Here is a 17,671-nt window from a genome sequence, read left to right as displayed (position 1 = left end):
TCTAGATTGGTGACGTGAGCGCCGTTCAGGAAGCGGAGCCGGCGCAAATTGGCCGCGCGGCTGCTTGGTGAAGCCTTCCGAGCCTGGCGGACGCAGGATGGTCCGTCGCAACGCTCCTCGGAAAACGGGAGGGATTGTAGCAAATCGGCGCGCAAAATGCGCGAGCGCGCGGCGTCGGCGCGCGTGGCCGCGAAGAAAGGGTCAGGACTCCGCGCCGACCCAGGCCTGTTCGCGCAGCCGGGCACGCAGGCGGGCGACGGCCTGGCTGTGCAGCTGGCACACGCGCGACTCGCTCACCTCGAGCACCGCGCCGATCTCGCGCAGATTCAGACCCCGTTCGTAGTACAGCGACATCAGCAGCTTCTCGCGCTCCGGCAGCCGCTCGATCGCCTCGACGAGCGCTTCGCGCAGGTGCTCGTCGAGCAGCGCCGACAGCGGATCGGCGTGATCGACGCGGTAGCGGTCGAGGAACGGCTCGTCGTCGGCCGCACGGTCGAAATCCTCGTAGTAGATGAGCTGGCTGCCGTGCAGGTCCTGCAGCATCCCCTGGTATTCGTCGAGCGGCATGTTCAGGTGCTGCGCGATCTCGGTCTCGCTCGCCGAGCGGCCGAGATGCTGCTCGACCTGATGCACCGCGTGCTCGACCTCGCGCGACGTCTTGCGCAGGCTGCGCGGCAGCCAGTCGTTGCTGCGCAGCTCGTCGAGCATCGCGCCGCGGATGCGCTGCGTCGCGTAGGTCTCGAACTGCGCGCCCTGGTCTTCCTTGTAGCGGCCGGCCGCGTCCATCAGGCCGATCATGCCGGCCTGGATCAGGTCGTCGAGGTCGACGCTCGCCGGCATCTTCGCGACGAGCTGCAGCCCGAGGCGACGCACGAGCGGCGCATATTGCGCGAGCACGTCGGCCTGGGACATCTTTCCTTGAGCGTTGTACATCATGGCTCTCTCCTTGCCCTAAGCGGCGTGTGCCGCGCCCGCCTCGTACGACGGTTTGCCGCCCGCGTGGACGGCGCGGCCCGCGCCCGAACGCGGGCGCATCGGCCAGTACAGCAGGTCGGCGGCAATCTGCCGGTAGTCGCGTGCGGCGGCCGACGACGGGAACGCATCGACCACGGCGCGCGTCAGCTCGCGCGCATGCTCGACGAGCGGATCGGCGCTCACGCAGCCCGCGTCGGCGATCGACACGGTCAGGTAGCGGCTCGCGACGCCCGCGAGGTTGTCGAACGCGGTCTTCGCGTCCGCATGGCTGCCGACGTGATTGGTCAGCACGCGGAATTGCGCGAACGCGTGCGCGAAATGCAGCCGCTTCATGCACGCATACGCCTCGGTGATCGCCTGCGCGGCGACCCGCGTGACGACCAGCACGTCGTGCGCTTCGCGCGCGAGCGCCGAGAACGAGCCGTCGGCGCCGAGCTGCGCGTCGACGAGCACGATGTCGGCCGGGCCGTCGACGAAGTCGCTCAGTTGCGCGTCGCTGTAGCCGGCGCGCGCGAGCCGCGCGGCCGAACACAGGCCGAAGCCCGCGGCCACCCGCGTGCGCTCGCCGTCGCGCAGCCACGCACCGGCGAGCGTCGCGGTGGCCGAGTGCACGTCGGCGCGCTCGTCGACGACGAGCACGTCCTTGCCGAGCGACGCGAGCGCCGCCGCCAGGTTCACGATCGTGGACGTGCAGCCGACACCCGCCGGCCCGCCCGTCACCGCGACGATGCGCGAGGCGCGCCCGGCCAGCAGGCGCCGCAGCCCTTCGGCCTGGTCGATGATTCGTTTATCCAAATCGCACCTCGTGCAGCTCGGCGGTGGAACGTGCGGTCAGTGCGGAAAGCAGCGTCGGCATGTCCTCGTCTTGCGGCACGAAGGGCGAGCCGTCGCGCGGCACACAGAACGCGCTCTTCAGCAGGAATTTGGTCGACGCGACGTACAGGTTCTCCGGCACCTTCTGGCCGGTCGACACGTAGTGGACCGGCAGCTTGTAGCGGATCACCGTGTCGAGCACGCCGCCGAGGTGGGTCGCCTCGTCGAGCTTCGTGAGGATGCAGCCGGCGAGGTCCGGATGCTCGCCCGCGCTGCGGTACGCCTGCACGACTTCGTTGAGGGTGTCGCCGTGGCTCGTCGCGTTGAGCAGCAGCAGGCGCTGCACCGGTGCGTTCGCGCCGTGCAGCATCGCGATCTGGTCGGACACCGCGCGGTCGCGCTGGCTCATGCCGATCGTGTCGATCAGCACGATGTGCTTGTTGCGCAGCTCGGACAGCGCGAGCGCGAGATCGCCGGCATCCTTCACCGCGTGCACGGGCACGCCGAGGATCTTGCCGAAGATGCGCAGCTGCTCGTGGCCGCCGATCCGGTAGCTGTCGGTGGTCAGCAGCGCGACCTTGCTCGCGCCGAAGCGCATCACGCAGCGCGCGGCCAGCTTCGCGGTGGTGGTCGTCTTGCCGACGCCCGTCGGCCCCATCAGCGCGAACACGCCGCCGCGCTCCATCAGCGCGTCTTCGCTGTCGAGCACCGGCAGGTTCGCGGCGAGCACCGACTGCGCCCATTCGGCGGCCTGTTCGAAGGTCTGCGTGCCTTCGCCGGACGGCAGGTTGTCGACCAGCATCCGCACGAGCTGCGCGGAGAGGCCGGCCGCGAACAGGTGCTTCGTCAGCGCGCCGTGCACCGCGCTGCGGCGCTGGCGGTCGTGCCACATCAGGTTGTCGAACTGCTCTTCCATCATCCCGCGCAGCTCGCCGAGCTCCTGCATCACCGTGTCGTTGACGATCCGCTCGATGCGCGACTTCACCGCATCGGCCACCACGGCGGCCGCGTCGGCGGACAGGCGCGTGCGCTCGGCTGCCTTCGCGGCCTGCGCGGCGCTCGTGTCCGGCGCGCGGGGGGCGGCGGCCGGCATCCGGCGCTCGGCATCGCGCACGATGTCGCGCGCCCAGTCGGGCGGCGTCGCGCTCGCGGCACGCTGCGGAGGCGGTTCGCTCGCTTGCGGCGCGGCGGGTGCCTGCGCGCGGGCGATCAGCGCATCGCGCTGCTGCGTCAGGCGCTTCGCGTGCTCGACGAGCCACGGCGCGGGTTCGGACGCGCCGGCGGCAGGCGTGCCGCCCGCGGGCGCGGCGATCGACGGGGAAGCCGCAGCCGGCACGTCCGCATCGGTCGCCGAAAGTTGCGCCGCCGGTTCTTCCATATCGGCGCTCGCACCGAACACCGACGAGAACACGTCCGGCAGGCCGCCTTCACCGGCTGCGTACGGGTTCACGCTCGGGCGTGCAAGCGTGGCGCCCGGGCGCGACACGATGCCCGGCACCGCGGCGGCCGGCACGGAGTCCTGCATTCGCGGCGCGGCGATGCGCGGCCGCGCGGCGGCCGGCGGCGTCACCGCGGCCAGGTCCGAATCGGCGAGTGCGACGATTTCGACGCTGCCGTCATCGAGCGTGCGGTTCGACAGCACGACCGCGTCGGCGCCGAGCGCCTCGCGCACCAGACGAAGCGCGTCGCGGCTGGTCGCGCCGGTGAATTTGCGAATGTTCAAGCGGAACCCCCGATGACGTTAACGACTTTGATCGTGCGTGTGTCCGGCACTTCGGCATACGACAGCACTTTCAGTTGCGGCAGGCTGCGGCGCAGGAAACGCGCGAGCATCGCGCGCAGCGCGTGCTGCACCAGCAGCACGGGCGGCAGCCCGAGATTCTGTTGACGCAGCATCGCTTGCTGCGTGCCGGTCAGAAGGTTGTGCGCGAGGCCGGGTTCGAGGCCCGGGTTCGCGCCGGTGGCGAGCGCCTGCGACAGCACGCGCTCGAGATTCGAATCGAGGCCCATCACCTGCATCTCGCCCGCGCCCGGATACCACTGCTGCGTGATCGCGCGGCCGAGCGAGAGCCGCACCGCGGCCGTGATCTCGAACGCGTCGCCGCGGCCCGCATGTTCGGACACGGCTTCGAGGATCGTGCGCATGTCGCGGATCGGCACGCCTTCCTCGAGCAGGTTCTGAAGCACTTTCTGCAGCGTCGTCAGCGAGATCGTCTTCGGCACGAGATCCTCGACGAGCGACGGCGCGTCCTTGCCGGTGCGCTCGACGAGCGCCTGCACTTCCTGGCGGCCGAGCAGCTCGGCCGCGTGCTGGACGACGAGATGGTTCAGGTGCGTCGCGACGACCGTGCTCGCGTCGACCACCGTGTAGCCGTACACCTGCGCCTGCTCGCGCAGCGCGACGTCGATCCACACGGCCGGCAGCCCGAACGCCGGGTCCTGCGTGACGGCGCCCGGCAGCGCGGCCGTCACCTGGCCGGGGTTGATCGCGAGCCACTGGCCCGGGAACACTTCGCCGACGCCGATCTCGACGCCCTTCAGCGCGATCCGGTACGCGTTCGGCCGCAGTTCGAGGTTGTCGCGGATATGGATCACCGGCGGCAGGAAGCCGATTTCCTGCGCGAATTTCTTGCGGATGCTCTTGATGCGCTTGAGCAGCTCGCCGTCGCTGTTCTTGTCGACGAGCGGGATCAGCCGGTAGCCGACTTCGAGGCCGAGCGGGTCGATCAGCTGCACGTCGTCCCAGGTCGCCTCGTGACTGTCGGCCGGCAGCACGGCGGGCGGCGCGATGTCGGTCACGTCGCCGGCCGCCTTGCGGGCCGCCGCGCGCTTCGTCTGCGTGCGGGACAGCCAGATCGCGCCGGCGCCGAGCCCGAGGAACGCGAAGTGCGGCATCCCGGGGATCAGCCCCATCAGCACGATGATCGCGCCCGTGATCATCAGCACGCGCGGATTCGTGAACAGCTGGCCGGTGATCTGCGTGCCGATGTCCTCGTCGGTCGCGACGCGCGACACGATCACGCCGGCCGCGGTCGAGATCACGAGCGACGGAATCTGCGCGACGAGGCCGTCGCCGATCGTCAGCAGCGTGTAGTTGGTGCCGGCCGCGGCGAACGACATGTCGTGCTGGACCATCCCGACGATCAGCCCGCCGATCACGTTGATCGCCATGATGATCAGGCCGGCGATCGCATCGCCGCGCACGAACTTCGACGCGCCGTCCATCGACCCGTAGAACTCGGCTTCCTGCGACACGGCCAGGCGGCGCTTGCGCGCCTGTTCCTCGTTGATGAGGCCGGCGTTCAGGTCGGCGTCGATCGCCATCTGCTTGCCGGGCATCGCATCGAGCGTGAAGCGCGCGGACACTTCCGCGATCCGCCCCGCGCCCTTCGTGATGACCATGAAGTTGATGATCATCAGGATCACGAACACGACGATGCCGACCGCGAAGTTGCCGCCGACGAGGAAGTGGCCGAACGCCTCGATCACCTGGCCGGCAGCGTCCGGCCCGGTGTGGCCTTCGAGCAGCACGACACGCGTCGACGCGACGTTCAGCGACAGGCGCAGCAGCGTCGAGAACAGCAGCACGCTCGGGAACGCCGCGAAATCGAGCGGCTTCATCGTGTACATGCTGACGAGCAGCACCATCACCGACAGCGCGATGTTGAACGTGAACAGCAGATCCAGCAGCAGCGGGGGCAGCGGCAGGATCATCATCCCCAGGATCATGCAGATGAGGATCGGGCCCGCGAGCGCGCGCAGGTTGGTGCCTGCGAACGGGTTCTGGCGCTTCGCGAACAGGCCGGTCGTCGGGGTGCTCATGCGGAGGCTCCTTGCGCGCCCTGCTTACCTTGCTTGCCGAGCGTGTCCTCGGCTTCCTCGCGCTCGTCGTCGGCGGACACCGACGCGCCCTTGTCGAGGTCGGCCGGCACGTCGAGATCGACCGGCACTGCGGGGAACGCGCCGCCTTCCGAGCGGAAGCGCTTGAGCTGGTAGACCCACGCGAGCACCTCGGCGACGGCCGAGTACAGCGAGCCGGGAATCTCGCGCTCGATGTCGACGTTGTGATACAGCGCACGCGCGAGCGGCGGCGCTTCGAGCAGCGGCACGTTGTGTTCGGCCGCGAGTTCGCGGATGCGCGCGGCGACGAGGTTCACGCCCTTCGCGACGACCTTCGGCGCGCGCATCTCGCCGTCCGTGTATTGCAGCGCGACGGCGAAGTGCGTCGGGTTCGTGACGACCACGTCGGCCTTCGGCACGGCCGCCATCATCCGGCGGCGCGCGATCGCGCGCTGCTGTTGGCGGATCCGCCCCTTCACGTGCGGATCGCCTTCGTTCTCGCGATGCTCGCGCTTCACTTCTTCCTTCGTCATGCGCAACTTCTTGCTGTATTCCCAGAGTTGGTAAGGCACGTCGAGCGCGGCGACCACCAGCATCCCGGCGACGGTCGTGCCGCAGCACACGGCGATGAGATGCAGCGCATCGGGCAGCGCCGTGCCGAGCGGCTGCGTTGCCAGGCTGAGCAGCTCGTCCTTGCTGCGCCAGATCGCAACGCCACCGATCCCGCCGACGACGATCGTCTTCACGAGCGACATGACGAGCTGCGTCAACGCCTGCATCGAGAAGATCCGGCCGAGGCCCGAGATCGGGTTCAGGCGGTCGAACTTCAGCTCGAACGTCTTCTGCGAGATCAGCCAGCCGCCGAGCGCCATCGGCGCGAGCAGCGCGGCGACGCCGGTGAGCGCGAGCAGCGGCAGCAGCGCGGCGAAGCCTTCGAGGCTCGCGCTGCCGGCCGCCGACAGCATCCGGTTGGTATCGAACGCGGTTGCGCGGTCGAACGCGAACGCGCCGTGCAGCATCGCCTGCAGATGCGCGCCCGACGGACCCGCGAGCAGCCATGCACCGTAGAACCCGGCCGCGAGCAGCGCGAACGAAGCCAGTTCGCGCGAACGCGCGACCTGCCCCTCCTCGCGCGCCTTCTCGCGGCGCCTGGGAGTGGCGGCTTCGGTCTTGTCGAGATCGCTCTCGTCTGCCACGGGGCCTCCAGTCGGGTACGGCGGAATGCCGCTTTCCAGTGACACCGATTATTCATGGAGGCGTCAAACGCCGATCGGTCGAGCAAAGCCGGGAAAGGGGGGTATTTCGGGGAATCGGGCGAGCCGGCGCAAACGCAGCCGGATCGCGGCCGAAGCGGCGCGTCACGCGGCGGAAAAACGTGCCGGTCGGCGCAATGGCGGCGTGTCTGCCCCGGATGGGGTGGTGACGGCGTGAAGCGGGGGAACGGTGAGGCGCTGAGGCGGGAGAAACGGGACGCGGAACGGGAGGCGAAACGGGGGAGGCGAAACGGGGAAAGCAGGGAAATCAAGCCCCGACGCGACGGTGTCGCGCGTCGGGGCCTGCGGCGCCCGGACGGTCAGGCCGCCGGGATCGGGTCCGCGCCGAAGCGGTTCGGACCTTCGGTGCCGCGCGAGCACATCCATACGAGCAGCAGGATGCCGCCGACGATCGGAATGAACCCGAGCAACAGGAACCAGCCCGAGCGGCCCGTATCGTGCAGGCGGCGCACGCTGACCGCGATGCCCGGGATGATCAGCGCGAGCGAAACCAGGAAGATCACGCCGAGCAGCAGCAGCGTGATCAGGCCCGCGTCGCGGCCCGCCGCGCCGATGATCTGGGCGAGAACCGAAAGCACGCAGCTCAGCAGCGCGAAATACCAGTATTCGGCACGACGCGCACGTCCTTCGAATGTCGCGTATTTATTGAGTACGGCACGAACGGCTTCTGAAAAATTCATCTTATTACCCTCCTGTTTTATATTGGCACCCCGGAAACAACGCCGGCATTATATGTTTGAATTTCGACAGGCTCCATCTCTTTTCACATATTGGCCGGCGCACGGGCCGGTCTTGCCGCACGCCAAAGTGGCGCGGGAACGGCCGCAATAACGTAATGCGGCGCCACGGACTTGCATGGCGCGTCATTTTAATAATCTTTAAAACCTGACAGAATCACCAGCCCCGAATAATCCAGCGTCTGATTACAACCAAATGAAACCGTGCACGATCGATAATCGGCTCGAGTACACGAAATTCGATTAACCGGCCGGCCGGCAATACGCTGGCGCGACGCTCGCGTTACCCTTTTGGCCTTCCCCGATCCCGTTCGAATCGCGCATGTTCCGTCGTCCGCTCGTTCCGTTGCTGTCGCTCGCCTGCACGCTCGCCGCCGGCTGCGCGGGCACGCCGGGCCTGCCGCCCGGCGCGCAGGCGCCTGGCGCGCCGCACCCCGGCACGATCGTCGTGCGATATGCGTGGAACGGGGCGACGCAAACCCGGCGCGCGCTGGATTTCTCGGAGGGCTTCGCGTTTCGCTGCGCCGACGCGCACGGTGAACCGGCCGAACGCGCGCATGCGGCGTGGTGCGTGCCGGTCGTCGAGATCGAATCGCTGTCGGTCGATGCCAACGGGCGCGCCGTCGCGCCGGCCGACGCGGCGCGCATCGAAAGCACCGCTTACGGGCCCGGCCACCGCTTCCTCGACCATACGACGACGATGCACGCCGGCCGGCCACCAGCCGACTAGCGCCGGTTCACGCTGATCGCGGGCTCGAGCCGGCCCTAGCCGGCCGCCGCGCGCTGCAGCGCGGCGAGATCGAGCTTCTTCATCGTCATCACCTGGGCCATCACGCGCTCGGCGCGCGCCGAATCGCCTGTCATCAGCTCGGACATCTGCGCGGGCACGACCTGCCACGACACGCCGAAGCGGTCGCTCAGCCAGCCGCACTGCTGCGCGCGCGCGTCGCCGCCTTCGGACAGGCGCGCCCAGTAGCGGTCGATTTCGTCCTGGTCGCGACAGTTGACGACGAACGACACGGCCGGCGTGATCTGGAACACGGGGCCGCCGTTCAGCGCGACGAACGCCTGCCCGTCGAGCTCGAACGCGACCGTCATCACCGCGCCTTCCGCCTGCCCGGACGCATTCGCGCCGGCCTTGCCATAACGCGCGACGTGCACGATGCGCGCGTCGTCGAACACCGACACGTAGAAATTGGCGGCCGCCTCGGCGTCGTGGTCGAACCACAGGAAAGGCGTGATGCGTTGTATGCGCGTGCTCATGGCGCGGCCTCCTCGATGTCGTGCCGGCACCGGTGCCGATCTTACATCTTAGGCGCTGCGCCCGCGCGCGGCGGCGATCCGGTCCGTCGTGCGCACGCGGCGGCGGAATAAAAAAGGGGGCGATCGATCGCCCCCTTTTGCTGCGTGCGGCCGTCCCGCGTCAGAACGCGACGAAAGGCTGCGCGCCGCCGCTCGCGGTCTTGTCCATCCCGAAGTAGATCGTCTTGCCGTAGAAGTGCGGCATGCCGATATCGAGCCAGGCGGACGAGCCGAACGGCCCCGCGATGTTGTTGAACGCGAACGTCGACGGGTTCGCGAACAGCGAATCCGCGTTCGCGACGGACATCGACACGGTGCCGGCCGTGCCGTTCTGGCCGGTCAGCGTCGCCGAGTAGGCGGTCGTGGCCGACGGGCAGTAGAACTGCGTATTCCTCGAGCAGACCGTCTGCGCCGAATCGTTGAAGAAATACGCGTTCGAGCCGGTATCGAAGAACGCGGTCACGTTGCGCCCGAGGAACGTCGCGCTGACGTCACCCGTCGTGGTCGACGTCATCACGGTCTTCCCGGTCAGGTCGGGCAGCCCGAACGTCAGCGTTCCGGTCGCGCTCGCCTGCCCGCTGCTCGAGACGTTCGGCATCTGCACGCTCACGCCGCTGCTGTCGGCGAAGCGATGCACCGGGTTGGCCACCTGCTGCGTCACCGGCACGAGCGTGACCGAGCAGTTCGCGTTGTTGCCGTTCGGGCACGCGTAGTAGTTGTTGCTCGACGTCGTCTGCGTCGCGCAAAGCGTGCCGCAGTCGTTCGGCGCCGGCCCGATGCCGAGGATCCCGTTCGCGCCCAGCGCGCTCGCCGAGTTGGCCGATGCGCCGCCGTTCGTGCACGAGCTCGGCACGTTCGTCGTGCCGAGGTCGCCGATGATCTGCACGGGCAACGCGCTCGCCTGCTCGCTGCCGATCGACAGGTCGACCGTGCGCACCGAACCCCACGTATAGCTCGACACGAACTTGCCGCACTCGGCGACCGGCGCGCCGCCGCTCGTCACCTGCGGCAGGTTGTTCAGCACGCCCGACACGGCGCTGCCGACGAGCCGCAGCCCGTAGGACGCGGTATCGACGAGCACGTTGCTGACCACCTGGCAGTTCGACGTGCCCGGCGCGCAGACCTTCACGCTGACGGTCGGGATGTTGATCACGTTCGCGACGCCGGTGCCGACCGTGATGACGGCCGTGTTCCCGCTGTTGCCGTCCGATCCGCCCGAACCGTTGCCGTTGCCGTTTCCGTTGCCGGCGCTACTGCCGCCGCCGTCGCCGCCGCCGCATGCCGTCACGAGCACGGCCGTCGCGGCCGCGAGGCCCAGCACGCCGAGCCAGCGCTTGAATGTACGAGGAATTCTCAAGATCGCTCTCCCGCTGTCACTGGATGTCGTTGCCGGTCAGGCCGGCAGGCAGCGCCGTCGGCAGCCACGCCTGGCCCGAGAAGGCGCCCATGTGGCCGCCCGTCCGGATCACGAGGCCGCTCGTCTCGACGGACACGGGCGCGCGCCAGCCGCGCGCCGTGTGCGCCGCCTGGACGCCAGCGGTGTACTGCGGGAAATAGCTGCCGAGCAGCGAGGCGATGTCCGGCATCGTCGGCCCGTGCCACGCGAGGCCGAATACGCTGCCGGCGGCAGAGGTGTATTCGTGGATGACGGTACCCGACCCGAGCGTGATCTCGCGGACGGTATAAGCGGCCGTGCTCGCCTGCACGCCGTCGGCCGAACGCATCGCGCGCTGCAACGCGCGCACGCTGGCGGCCTGATCGTCGGCGGGCGGCGACATCGGCGCGCCGCCCAGTTCGGCGTGCGCGTGGACGGCCCACAGCACACCCGTTGCAGCCGCCGCGCGCGCGACGGCCCAGCCCAAGCGTTTCAGCTTCAAGTTCCCTCCCAAGGGACTGGCTTCGTTGCAGGGCGCGCAGCCATCGTGCCTGCATCGCCTGCCAACATATGAAAGTCGTATGAATGACGCTCCGTTGCTGCTGACGCGTAGTATGCCTGCAGCATGTGTCGGCGTGTCAATTCGACGCATGCTGCACCGGGCCGCGCGGATGCGGCAAGCGGGGGTAAACGTTGTGGGAACGCCGTGACGCGCGCGAGCGGGCAGGCGGCCCCGCGAAACGGGGCGCGCCGATGCGGTGCGCCAGGGTCAGAAGCCCAGGCTCGCGAGCAGGTCGTCGACCTGCCCCTGGTCCTGGACGACGTCCGATTTGCCTTCCGGCGCGATCTGCGGGCCGTTCAGCAGCGACTCCGGGCTGCCGGTCGGGCTCATCTGCTCGGCCGCGAGCGCGGCTGCGGTCGCCGCGAACTGCTCGCGCCGCTCGGGCGCGATGTTCTCGACGAGCACGGTGAGAAGCTGCTGCTCGATCAGGTAGACCATGTCCATGATCTTCTTGATCACCTGCCCGGTCAGGTCCTGGAAATCCTGCGCAAGCATGATCTCGAGCAGTTGCGCGCTGGTCGCCGACGTCGACTCCGGCAGCGCACGCAGGAACGCGCGCGTATCGTCCATCAGCTCGCGCACTTCCGCGTGCTCGATCGGCGCCGCGTACCACTGCGACCAGCGCGCATCGAGCGCCTCGGCCTCGTTCTGGATGCGCTCCTGCATCGGCTTCGCGACCTCGATCGCGTTCAGCACGCGCACGGCGGCCTGCTCGGTCATCGTCGCGACGTAGCGCAGCCGGTCGCGCGCGTCGGGCACGGCTTCCGCCGCGCGCTCGACATGCTTGTCGAGCCCGAGCTCGCGCATCGAATCGCGCAGCGTGCGCGTGACGTGGCCGATGCGCGCGAGAATGCGGTCGCTCGCGAAATCGGCGCCTTCTGGATGGCTGTCGGCGCTGAACCCCGCGCCGGCGAGCGCCGCATGGATCGGCTCGTTCACGTCAGCTCCCGGCTTTCGCCATCTTGTCGATGATCTTGTTCAGCTTTTCGTCGAGCGTCGCCGCCGTAAACGGTTTCACGACGTAGCCGCTCGCGCCCGCCTGCGCGGCCGCGATGATGTTCTCCTTCTTCGACTCGGCCGTGACCATCAGCACCGGCAGGTGCGTGAGCGTCGCGTCCGCGCGGATTTCCTTCAGCATCGCGAGGCCGTCGAGGTTCGGCATGTTCCAGTCCGAGATCACGAAGTCGTAGCCGCCGCCGCGCAGCCGCGCGAGGCCGGCCAGGCCGTCCTCGGCCTCGTCGACGTTCGAGTAGCCCAGTTCCTTGAGCAGGTTGCGGACGATCCGGCGCATCGTCGGGAAATCGTCCACCACCAGGATTTTCATGCTCTTGTCCATCGTCGTTCCTTTCCAGATTCGTTTCCGTCGGGACGCGTATCGTGGCACGCGCCCCGTGACATTCCATTCAAACGCGCTGCACGCGGTCGCCCATCGTCGCCAGTCGCGCCATCACGCGGCGGCTCATGTCGGCGAGCGGCGCGATCTCGTCCGCGCCGCCGAGCGCGATCGCCTCGCGCGGCATCCCGAACACGATGCAGCTTGCCTCATCCTGCGCGAACGTGTGAGCGCCTGCGCGTTTCATTTCCAGCAGGCCGGCCGCGCCGTCGCGGCCCATCCCGGTGAGGATCACCCCGATCGCGTTCTTGCCCGCGTGCGTCGCCGCCGAGCGGAACAGCACGTCGACCGACGGGCGATGACGGTTCACCGGCGGCTCGTCCGACAGCTGCGCAATATAGTTCGCACCGCTTCTCGCGAGCAACAGGTGCGCATGGCCCGGCGCGATGTACGCGTGGCCCGGCAGCACGCGCTCGCCGTGCTCGGCTTCCTTCACCGCGATCCGGCACAGGCCGTTCAGCCGTTGCGCGAACGACTTCGTGAAACCGGGCGGCATGTGCTGCGCGATCAGCACGGCCGGCGCATCCGGCGGCAACGGCGTCAGCACCTCGCGGATCGCCTCGGTGCCGCCCGTCGATGCGCCGATGATGATCAGCTTCTCGGTACTGACGAGCGGGTTGTTGATCATCGGCGCGGCCGGCGGGCTGTCCGCCGCGCGCGCGGCGGCCTGCGGCTGCGGCGCCTGGCGCACGCGGGCGCGCGACGCCGCGCGGATCTTGTCGGCGAGCTTTTCCGCGTAGTCGAGCATCCCGTCGCGAATCCCGACGCGCGGCTTCGTGACGAAATCCACCGCGCCGAGTTCGAGCGCGCGCAGCGTGATCTCCGAGCCGCGCTCGGTCAGCGACGACACCATCACGACCGGCATCGGCCGCAGGCGCATCAGCTTCTCGAGGAAGTCGAGCCCGTCCATGCGCGGCATTTCGACGTCGAGCGTGAGCACGTCCGGGTTGTGCTGCTTGATGAGCTCCCGCGCGACGAGCGGATCGGGCGCGGTCGCGCACACCGTCATGTCGGGCTGGCTGTTGATGATCTCCGTCATCAGGCTGCGGATCAGCGCCGAATCGTCGACGCACAACACTTTGATCTTCTGCACTGCGGTCATGCCTCCTGCTTTTTCGATAGATTCGCTGCCTGCGGGCCGCCCACAGCCGGGCTCGCCGGGCGCACACCGCCGGCGCCGCCCGGCGCCGCGCCGCGCGCGCCGAACAGCTCGATGCGCGGGCGCGCCGGCTGCGGCGCGGCCGGCCGCTTCGCCTGGAACAGCTCGACATGCGCGCGCGGCCGCGCGGTGCGCAGGCGGTCGGCCTCGCGCGCGAGCGCGGCTTCGCGCTCGGTCACGCCCGGCACCTGCAGCCGCAGCTTCTTCACCATCGCGCGCCCCGTGCGCGGCATGAACGCGACCTTGCGCGGATGGACGTCCTGCAAGTCCTCCGCGGTGATGCGGATGCGTTCGAGCGCGAGGTAACGGCGCACGAAATCCGCATTGCGATCGCCGATGTTGATCGTCGTCATCCCGGCCAGCACGGCCGCGCCGCCGAACACCTTCGCCTCGAAGCGCTCGCGGCGCCCGCCGGCCTTGATCAGCTCGTTGATCAGCACTTCCATCGCATACGCGCCGTAACGCATCGATTCGGACGCGGCCGCGCCCGCATCGGCGCCGTCGTCGGGCAGCATGAAGTGGTTCATCCCGCCGATGCCCGCGTACGGATCGTGAATGCACGCGGCGACGCACGAGCCGAGCACGGTCATCAGCACCATGTCCTCGGACGTCGTGTAGAACTCGTTCGGCAACAGCTTCACGCCGGGACGGCCGAAATGGCTGTCGAAGTAGCGATTGGTCGCGATCGGCAGTGCGCTCATCCGCGCTCTCCATAGGCGGGCGCGGCGCCCGCGGCCCGCGCCGGCGCACGCGTCGGCATGGCGGCCGCCGCAGGCGCCTGCGCGCCGCGCGGCCGCGCACCCTGCGCGGCATCGCGTGTCAGTTCGTACACCGTCTGCCCGCGCAGCCGGAACGCCTGCGTGACGTACGTGAAGTTTTCCGAATGGCCGGCGAACAGCAGCCCGCCCGGCTTCACGAGCGGATCGAAACGCGACAGCACCTGCCCCTGCGTCGGCTTGTCGAAATAGATCATCACGTTGCGGCAGAAGATCGCGTCGAACGGCTTCGCGATTCCGTAGTCGGCATCGGTCAGGTTCAATTGCTCGAAACGGATCATCGCGCGCAGCTCGGGGCGCACCTTCACGCGGCCGGCCTGCGGGCCCGTGCCCTTCAGGAAGAAGCGCTTCAACCGCTCCGGCGCCAGGTGCTTGACCTGGTCGTACGTATAGATGCCGGCTTCCGCCTTCGCGAGCACCTGCGTGTCGAGATCGGTCGCGAGGATCGACGCGCTGCGCGCCGCCGATTCGCCGAGCGCCTCGATCAGCGTGATCGCGATCGAGTAAGGCTCCTCGCCGGTCGACGCCGCCGAGCACCAGACCGACACGGGCGCCGGCCGCCCCTTCACGAAATCCGCGAGGATCGGGAAGTGATGCGACTCGCGGAAGAACGCGGTCAGGTTGGTCGTCAGCGCATTGGTGAACGCTTCCCACTCGAGCGGATCGTCTTCCTGCTCGAGCAGGTCGAGGTAGTCGCGGAACGTGTCGAGGCCGCGCGCGCGCAGCCGCCGCGCGAGACGGCTGTACGCCATGTCGCGCTTGTGCTCGGACAGCGAGATCCCCGCGCGTTGGTGGATCAGCGCGCGGATGCGTGCGAAATCCGCGCCCGTGAACGCGAAGTCGCGCCCCGGCTCGCCCGCGCGGGGCGAGGCATCCGGTGCATCGGGTCGAAACGGCGCGCGCGCATGCGGCATGGTTTAGAAGGTCTCCCAGTCGTCGTCGGACGTGCCGGCCGCCAGCGCCGGCTTCTCGCCATTCAGCGCGGGACGCACGAGCGCGGGCTTCGCGGCGGGCTTGTCGGCCGGGGCGGCCGCCTTCGCGAGACGCGGCCCGTAGCCGGCGGCGGCGCCGCGGGACGCTGGCGCGTCCTTCGGCGTGCGCGCGGGCTCCGCCGCACGCTTCGACTGGCTCGCGCCCGCTGCCGCCGGCGCGGCGGCATGCGATGCCGGCGCGGTGCGGCGGGCCGGTTGCGCGGCGGCCTGCGGCGCCGGCAGCGCGGCGACCGGCGCGGCTTCGTAACGCGGCTCCGACGGCAGCGCCGGCACGGCAGCCGGTTCGTGCGCGATTGGCCGTGCAACGCTGCGCGCCGGCGCGAGCACGATGCCGCCCGCCACGCGCCAGCCCGACACGATCGCCTTCATCTGGCGTGTCTGCTCTTCGAGCGACGCGGCCGCGGCCGCCGCCTGCTCGACGAGCGCCGCGTTCTGCTGCGTGACCGAATCCATCTGGCCGACCGCGCGGTTGACCTGCTCGATGCCGGTCGACTGCTCGTCCGACGCGGCGCTGATCTCGCCCATGATGTCGGTCACGCGGCGCACGGCCTGCACGATCTCGTCCATCGTCGAGCCCGCGCGCGCGACGAGCGCCGACCCGCTGTCGACCTTGTCGACCGAATCGCCGATCAACTGCTTGATTTCCTTCGCCGCACTCGCGCTGCGCTGCGCGAGCGAGCGCACTTCGCCCGCGACGACCGCGAAGCCGCGGCCCTGTTCGCCCGCGCGCGCGGCTTCGACCGCCGCGTTCAGCGCGAGGATGTTGGTCTGGAACGCGATGCCCTCGATCGTGCCGATGATGTCGACGACCTTGCCGGAGCTCGTCGCGATGTCCTGCATCGTCGACACGACCTGGCCGACCACGTCGCCGCCCTGCGTCGCGATGTCCGATGCGTTCACCGCGAGCTGGCTCGCCTGCCGCGCGTTCTCCGCGTTCTGCCGCACGGTGCCGGTCAGCTGCTCCATGCTCGACGCGGTTTCCTGCAGCGACGCGGCCTGCTCCTCGGTGCGCTGCGACAGGTCGATGTTGCCGGTCGCGATCTCGCGCGCGCCGACGTCGATCGATTCGGTGCCGCGATGCACGGCCTGCACCATCGTCGTGACGGCGTCCTGCATACGCTTGATGCCGCCGAACAGGCGGCCGATCTCGTTCGTGCTGAACACGTTCACCGGCTGCGTGAGGTCGCCGCCGGCGATGCGCTCGAAGTGCGCGATGGCGTCCTCGAGCGGCTGCACGATCAGCCCGCGCAGCGCGAAGCGGATCGCGATCACGACGACGAACGCGATCGCGATGCCGGCCGCGATCAGCGCGACCATCAGCGAGATCTGCGACTGCGTCGCGGCCTGGCGTTCTTCGGCACGCTTCTGCAGCGATGCGACCACGGCCGACGCGGCCTGGTCGTACGCGACGAACATCGGGCTGATCTTGGTGTCCGCCACCGCGTGGTACGCGGCCATGTCGCCCGCGCGCGCGGCCGCGAACTCGGGCTCGACGCCTTCCTTCACGATCGTCGTGTAGCGCGCGGTGAGCTCGTCGACGAGCGCCTGCTCGACACCGAGCTTCGGCGTCGACTGGAACGCCTGCCAGTTCTGGCTCGACTTCCCGAACAGCTCTTGCGCGCGGTCGAGCACCTTGCCGGCCTCGGCCGTGTTGCCGGCCTCGGTCAGCGAACGGAAGCGGTCGAGCGACACGCGCGCGCGCAGCAGGTACGACGACGTATCGTCGAGCGTATGGATCGCCGGCAGGTCGACGTGCGCGATCTCGTCGAGCGAGCGGCTCGCGTGATTGAGCGCGTAGAGGCCGAGCCCGCCGACCGCAGCAGCCAGGCACACGAGGATGAGTCCGACGGCCGTGAGCGTCGTGCGGATCGACCAGTTATGCAACATTGCAGATTCTCCCGAAATTCCTGCGCGCGGCGCGCTTACCCGCCGAGCGACTCGATCAGCGCCATTTCACGGCTCGACATCAGCTTCTCGATGTCCATCAGGATCAGCATCCGGCCGTCGACGGTGCCGAGGCCCGTCAGGTACTCGGTCGTCAGCGTCGCGCCGAATTCCGGCGCCGGCATGATCTGGTCGGTCTGCAGCGTCAGCACGTCCGACACGCCGTCGACCACCATCCCGACCACGCGGTTCGACACGTTCAGGATGATCACGACGGTCTGGTGGTCGTACTCGACGCGGCCGAGATGGAACTTGATCCGCATGTCGACGATCGGCACGATGATCCCGCGCAGGTTGATCACGCCCTTGATGAAGTCCGGCGCGTTCGCGATGCGCGTCACGCTGTCGTAGCCGCGGATTTCCTGCACTTTCAGGATGTCGATCCCGTATTCCTCGTCGCCGAGCGTGAACACGAGGAATTCCTGGCCCGTCGCATCGCCTTGCGCCGCGTCGCGGCGGCCGGTTGTCGCATTGGCCGCGTGCGCCGCGGCCGGATTGATCATTTGGACTTCAGCAGACACGTTTGCCC

Annotated in this window: 17 protein-coding genes and 1 riboswitch; of the genes, 1 reads left to right on the top strand and 16 read right to left on the bottom strand. The window is 69.0% G+C overall.

Translation table 11 applies throughout. The features are described from left to right. Positions 1–9 precede the first annotated feature (9 nt). Positions 10–125, bottom strand: a riboswitch (S-adenosyl-L-homocysteine riboswitch). A 76-nt stretch (positions 126–201) separates the two neighbouring features. The 6 genes from BBJ41_RS11005 to BBJ41_RS10980 all read right to left on the bottom strand — a co-directional run bounded on the left by BBJ41_RS11005 (position 202) and on the right by BBJ41_RS10980 (position 7,582). Continuing rightward, positions 202–936 carry an RNA polymerase sigma factor FliA gene (locus tag BBJ41_RS11005; protein ID WP_006484033.1) on the bottom strand — a complete coding sequence of 245 codons (735 nt, stop codon included), beginning with the start codon at positions 934–936 and terminating at the stop codon, positions 202–204. Positions 937–951: 15 nt separating this feature from the next. Further along, a complete protein-coding gene (locus BBJ41_RS11000) occupies positions 952–1,770 on the bottom strand; it encodes a MinD/ParA family ATP-binding protein (RefSeq protein ID WP_069746461.1) in 819 nt (272 codons plus the stop codon). After that, positions 1,763–3,511 (bottom strand): flagellar biosynthesis protein FlhF, encoded by a 1,749-nt coding sequence (flhF, locus tag BBJ41_RS10995; protein WP_069746460.1) that lies wholly within the window; start codon positions 3,509–3,511, stop codon positions 1,763–1,765. Before flhF ends, BBJ41_RS11000 begins: the two co-directional genes overlap by 8 nt. Continuing rightward, positions 3,508–5,610 (bottom strand): flagellar biosynthesis protein FlhA, encoded by a 2,103-nt coding sequence (flhA, locus tag BBJ41_RS10990; RefSeq protein ID WP_069746459.1) that lies wholly within the window; start codon positions 5,608–5,610, stop codon positions 3,508–3,510. Before flhA ends, flhF begins: the two co-directional genes overlap by 4 nt. After that, positions 5,607–6,824 (bottom strand): flagellar biosynthesis protein FlhB, encoded by a 1,218-nt coding sequence (gene flhB / locus BBJ41_RS10985; protein ID WP_069746458.1) that lies wholly within the window; start codon positions 6,822–6,824, stop codon positions 5,607–5,609. Before flhB ends, flhA begins: the two co-directional genes overlap by 4 nt. Positions 6,825–7,201: 377 nt before the next feature. Beyond that, a complete protein-coding gene (locus tag BBJ41_RS10980) occupies positions 7,202–7,582 on the bottom strand; it encodes a DUF805 domain-containing protein (protein WP_069746457.1) in 381 nt (126 codons plus the stop codon). Positions 7,583–7,961: 379 nt separating this feature from the next. On the opposite strand from BBJ41_RS10980, the gene BBJ41_RS10975 reads away from it, so the two are divergent. After that, on the top strand, positions 7,962–8,369 hold the full coding sequence (locus tag BBJ41_RS10975; protein ID WP_069746456.1) for a hypothetical protein: 408 nt from the start codon (positions 7,962–7,964) through the stop codon (positions 8,367–8,369). 35 nt (positions 8,370–8,404) lie between these two features. Here the strand turns inward: BBJ41_RS10975 and BBJ41_RS10970 are convergent, their stop codons facing one another. From BBJ41_RS10970 to cheW, 10 genes are all read right to left on the bottom strand, one after another. Next, a complete protein-coding gene (locus BBJ41_RS10970; protein WP_069746455.1) occupies positions 8,405–8,902 on the bottom strand; it encodes a VOC family protein in 498 nt (165 codons plus the stop codon). A gap of 160 nt (positions 8,903–9,062) precedes the next feature. Further along, on the bottom strand, positions 9,063–10,298 hold the full coding sequence (locus BBJ41_RS10965; protein ID WP_069746454.1) for a DUF3443 family protein: 1,236 nt from the start codon (positions 10,296–10,298) through the stop codon (positions 9,063–9,065). Positions 10,299–10,314: 16 nt separating this feature from the next. Next, positions 10,315–10,818 (bottom strand): DUF2844 domain-containing protein, encoded by a 504-nt coding sequence (locus BBJ41_RS10960; RefSeq protein WP_069746453.1) that lies wholly within the window; start codon positions 10,816–10,818, stop codon positions 10,315–10,317. A gap of 267 nt (positions 10,819–11,085) precedes the next feature. Then, complete coding sequence (cheZ, locus tag BBJ41_RS10955) at positions 11,086–11,817, bottom strand: protein phosphatase CheZ (RefSeq protein WP_069746452.1); 732 nt, start codon at positions 11,815–11,817, stop codon at positions 11,086–11,088. Between the two features lies 1 nt (position 11,818). Beyond that, entirely contained in the window at positions 11,819–12,214 is a 396-nt protein-coding gene (cheY, locus tag BBJ41_RS10950) for a chemotaxis response regulator CheY (protein WP_006485893.1), read from the bottom strand. 67 nt (positions 12,215–12,281) lie between these two features. After that, positions 12,282–13,373 (bottom strand): protein-glutamate methylesterase/protein-glutamine glutaminase, encoded by a 1,092-nt coding sequence (locus tag BBJ41_RS10945; RefSeq protein ID WP_069746451.1) that lies wholly within the window; start codon positions 13,371–13,373, stop codon positions 12,282–12,284. Further along, entirely contained in the window at positions 13,370–14,131 is a 762-nt protein-coding gene (gene cheD, locus BBJ41_RS10940) for a chemoreceptor glutamine deamidase CheD (protein ID WP_069746450.1), read from the bottom strand. The genes BBJ41_RS10945 and cheD overlap by 4 nt, the downstream gene beginning before the upstream one ends. Continuing rightward, on the bottom strand, positions 14,128–15,120 hold the full coding sequence (locus tag BBJ41_RS10935; RefSeq protein ID WP_069746449.1) for a CheR family methyltransferase: 993 nt from the start codon (positions 15,118–15,120) through the stop codon (positions 14,128–14,130). The genes cheD and BBJ41_RS10935 overlap by 4 nt, the downstream gene beginning before the upstream one ends. 3 nt (positions 15,121–15,123) lie before the next feature. After that, on the bottom strand, positions 15,124–17,085 hold the full coding sequence (locus tag BBJ41_RS10930; protein WP_069746448.1) for a methyl-accepting chemotaxis protein: 1,962 nt from the start codon (positions 17,083–17,085) through the stop codon (positions 15,124–15,126). Between the two features lie 35 nt (positions 17,086–17,120). Continuing rightward, on the bottom strand, positions 17,121–17,645 hold the full coding sequence (gene cheW / locus BBJ41_RS10925; RefSeq protein ID WP_069746447.1) for a chemotaxis protein CheW: 525 nt from the start codon (positions 17,643–17,645) through the stop codon (positions 17,121–17,123). Positions 17,646–17,671: the final 26 nt, after the last annotated feature.

The organism is Burkholderia stabilis, from assembly GCF_001742165.1.
GTDB classification, from domain to species: Bacteria; Pseudomonadota; Gammaproteobacteria; order Burkholderiales; family Burkholderiaceae; genus Burkholderia; species Burkholderia stabilis.
This window is presented reverse-complemented; position numbering and strand designations above follow the sequence as displayed.

Excerpts from the sequence above, each read along its gene's own strand:
- BBJ41_RS11005 (WP_006484033.1), bottom strand. The coding sequence starts at position 936 with ATGATGTACAACGCTCAAGGAAAGATGTCCCAGGCCGACGTGCTCGCG.
- flhA (WP_069746459.1), bottom strand. The coding sequence starts at position 5,610 with ATGAGCACCCCGACGACCGGCCTGTTCGCGAAGCGCCAGAACCCGTTC.
- BBJ41_RS10980 (WP_069746457.1), bottom strand. The coding sequence starts at position 7,582 with ATGAATTTTTCAGAAGCCGTTCGTGCCGTACTCAATAAATACGCGACA.
- BBJ41_RS10975 (WP_069746456.1), top strand. The coding sequence starts at position 7,962 with ATGTTCCGTCGTCCGCTCGTTCCGTTGCTGTCGCTCGCCTGCACGCTC.
- BBJ41_RS10970 (WP_069746455.1), bottom strand. The coding sequence starts at position 8,902 with ATGAGCACGCGCATACAACGCATCACGCCTTTCCTGTGGTTCGACCAC.
- cheY (WP_006485893.1), bottom strand. The coding sequence starts at position 12,214 with ATGGACAAGAGCATGAAAATCCTGGTGGTGGACGATTTCCCGACGATG.
- BBJ41_RS10945 (WP_069746451.1), bottom strand. The coding sequence starts at position 13,373 with ATGACCGCAGTGCAGAAGATCAAAGTGTTGTGCGTCGACGATTCGGCG.
- cheD (WP_069746450.1), bottom strand. The coding sequence starts at position 14,131 with ATGAGCGCACTGCCGATCGCGACCAATCGCTACTTCGACAGCCATTTC.
- BBJ41_RS10935 (WP_069746449.1), bottom strand. The coding sequence starts at position 15,120 with ATGCCGCATGCGCGCGCGCCGTTTCGACCCGATGCACCGGATGCCTCG.
- BBJ41_RS10930 (WP_069746448.1), bottom strand. The coding sequence starts at position 17,085 with ATGTTGCATAACTGGTCGATCCGCACGACGCTCACGGCCGTCGGACTC.
- cheW (WP_069746447.1), bottom strand. The coding sequence starts at position 17,645 with ATGATCAATCCGGCCGCGGCGCACGCGGCCAATGCGACAACCGGCCGC.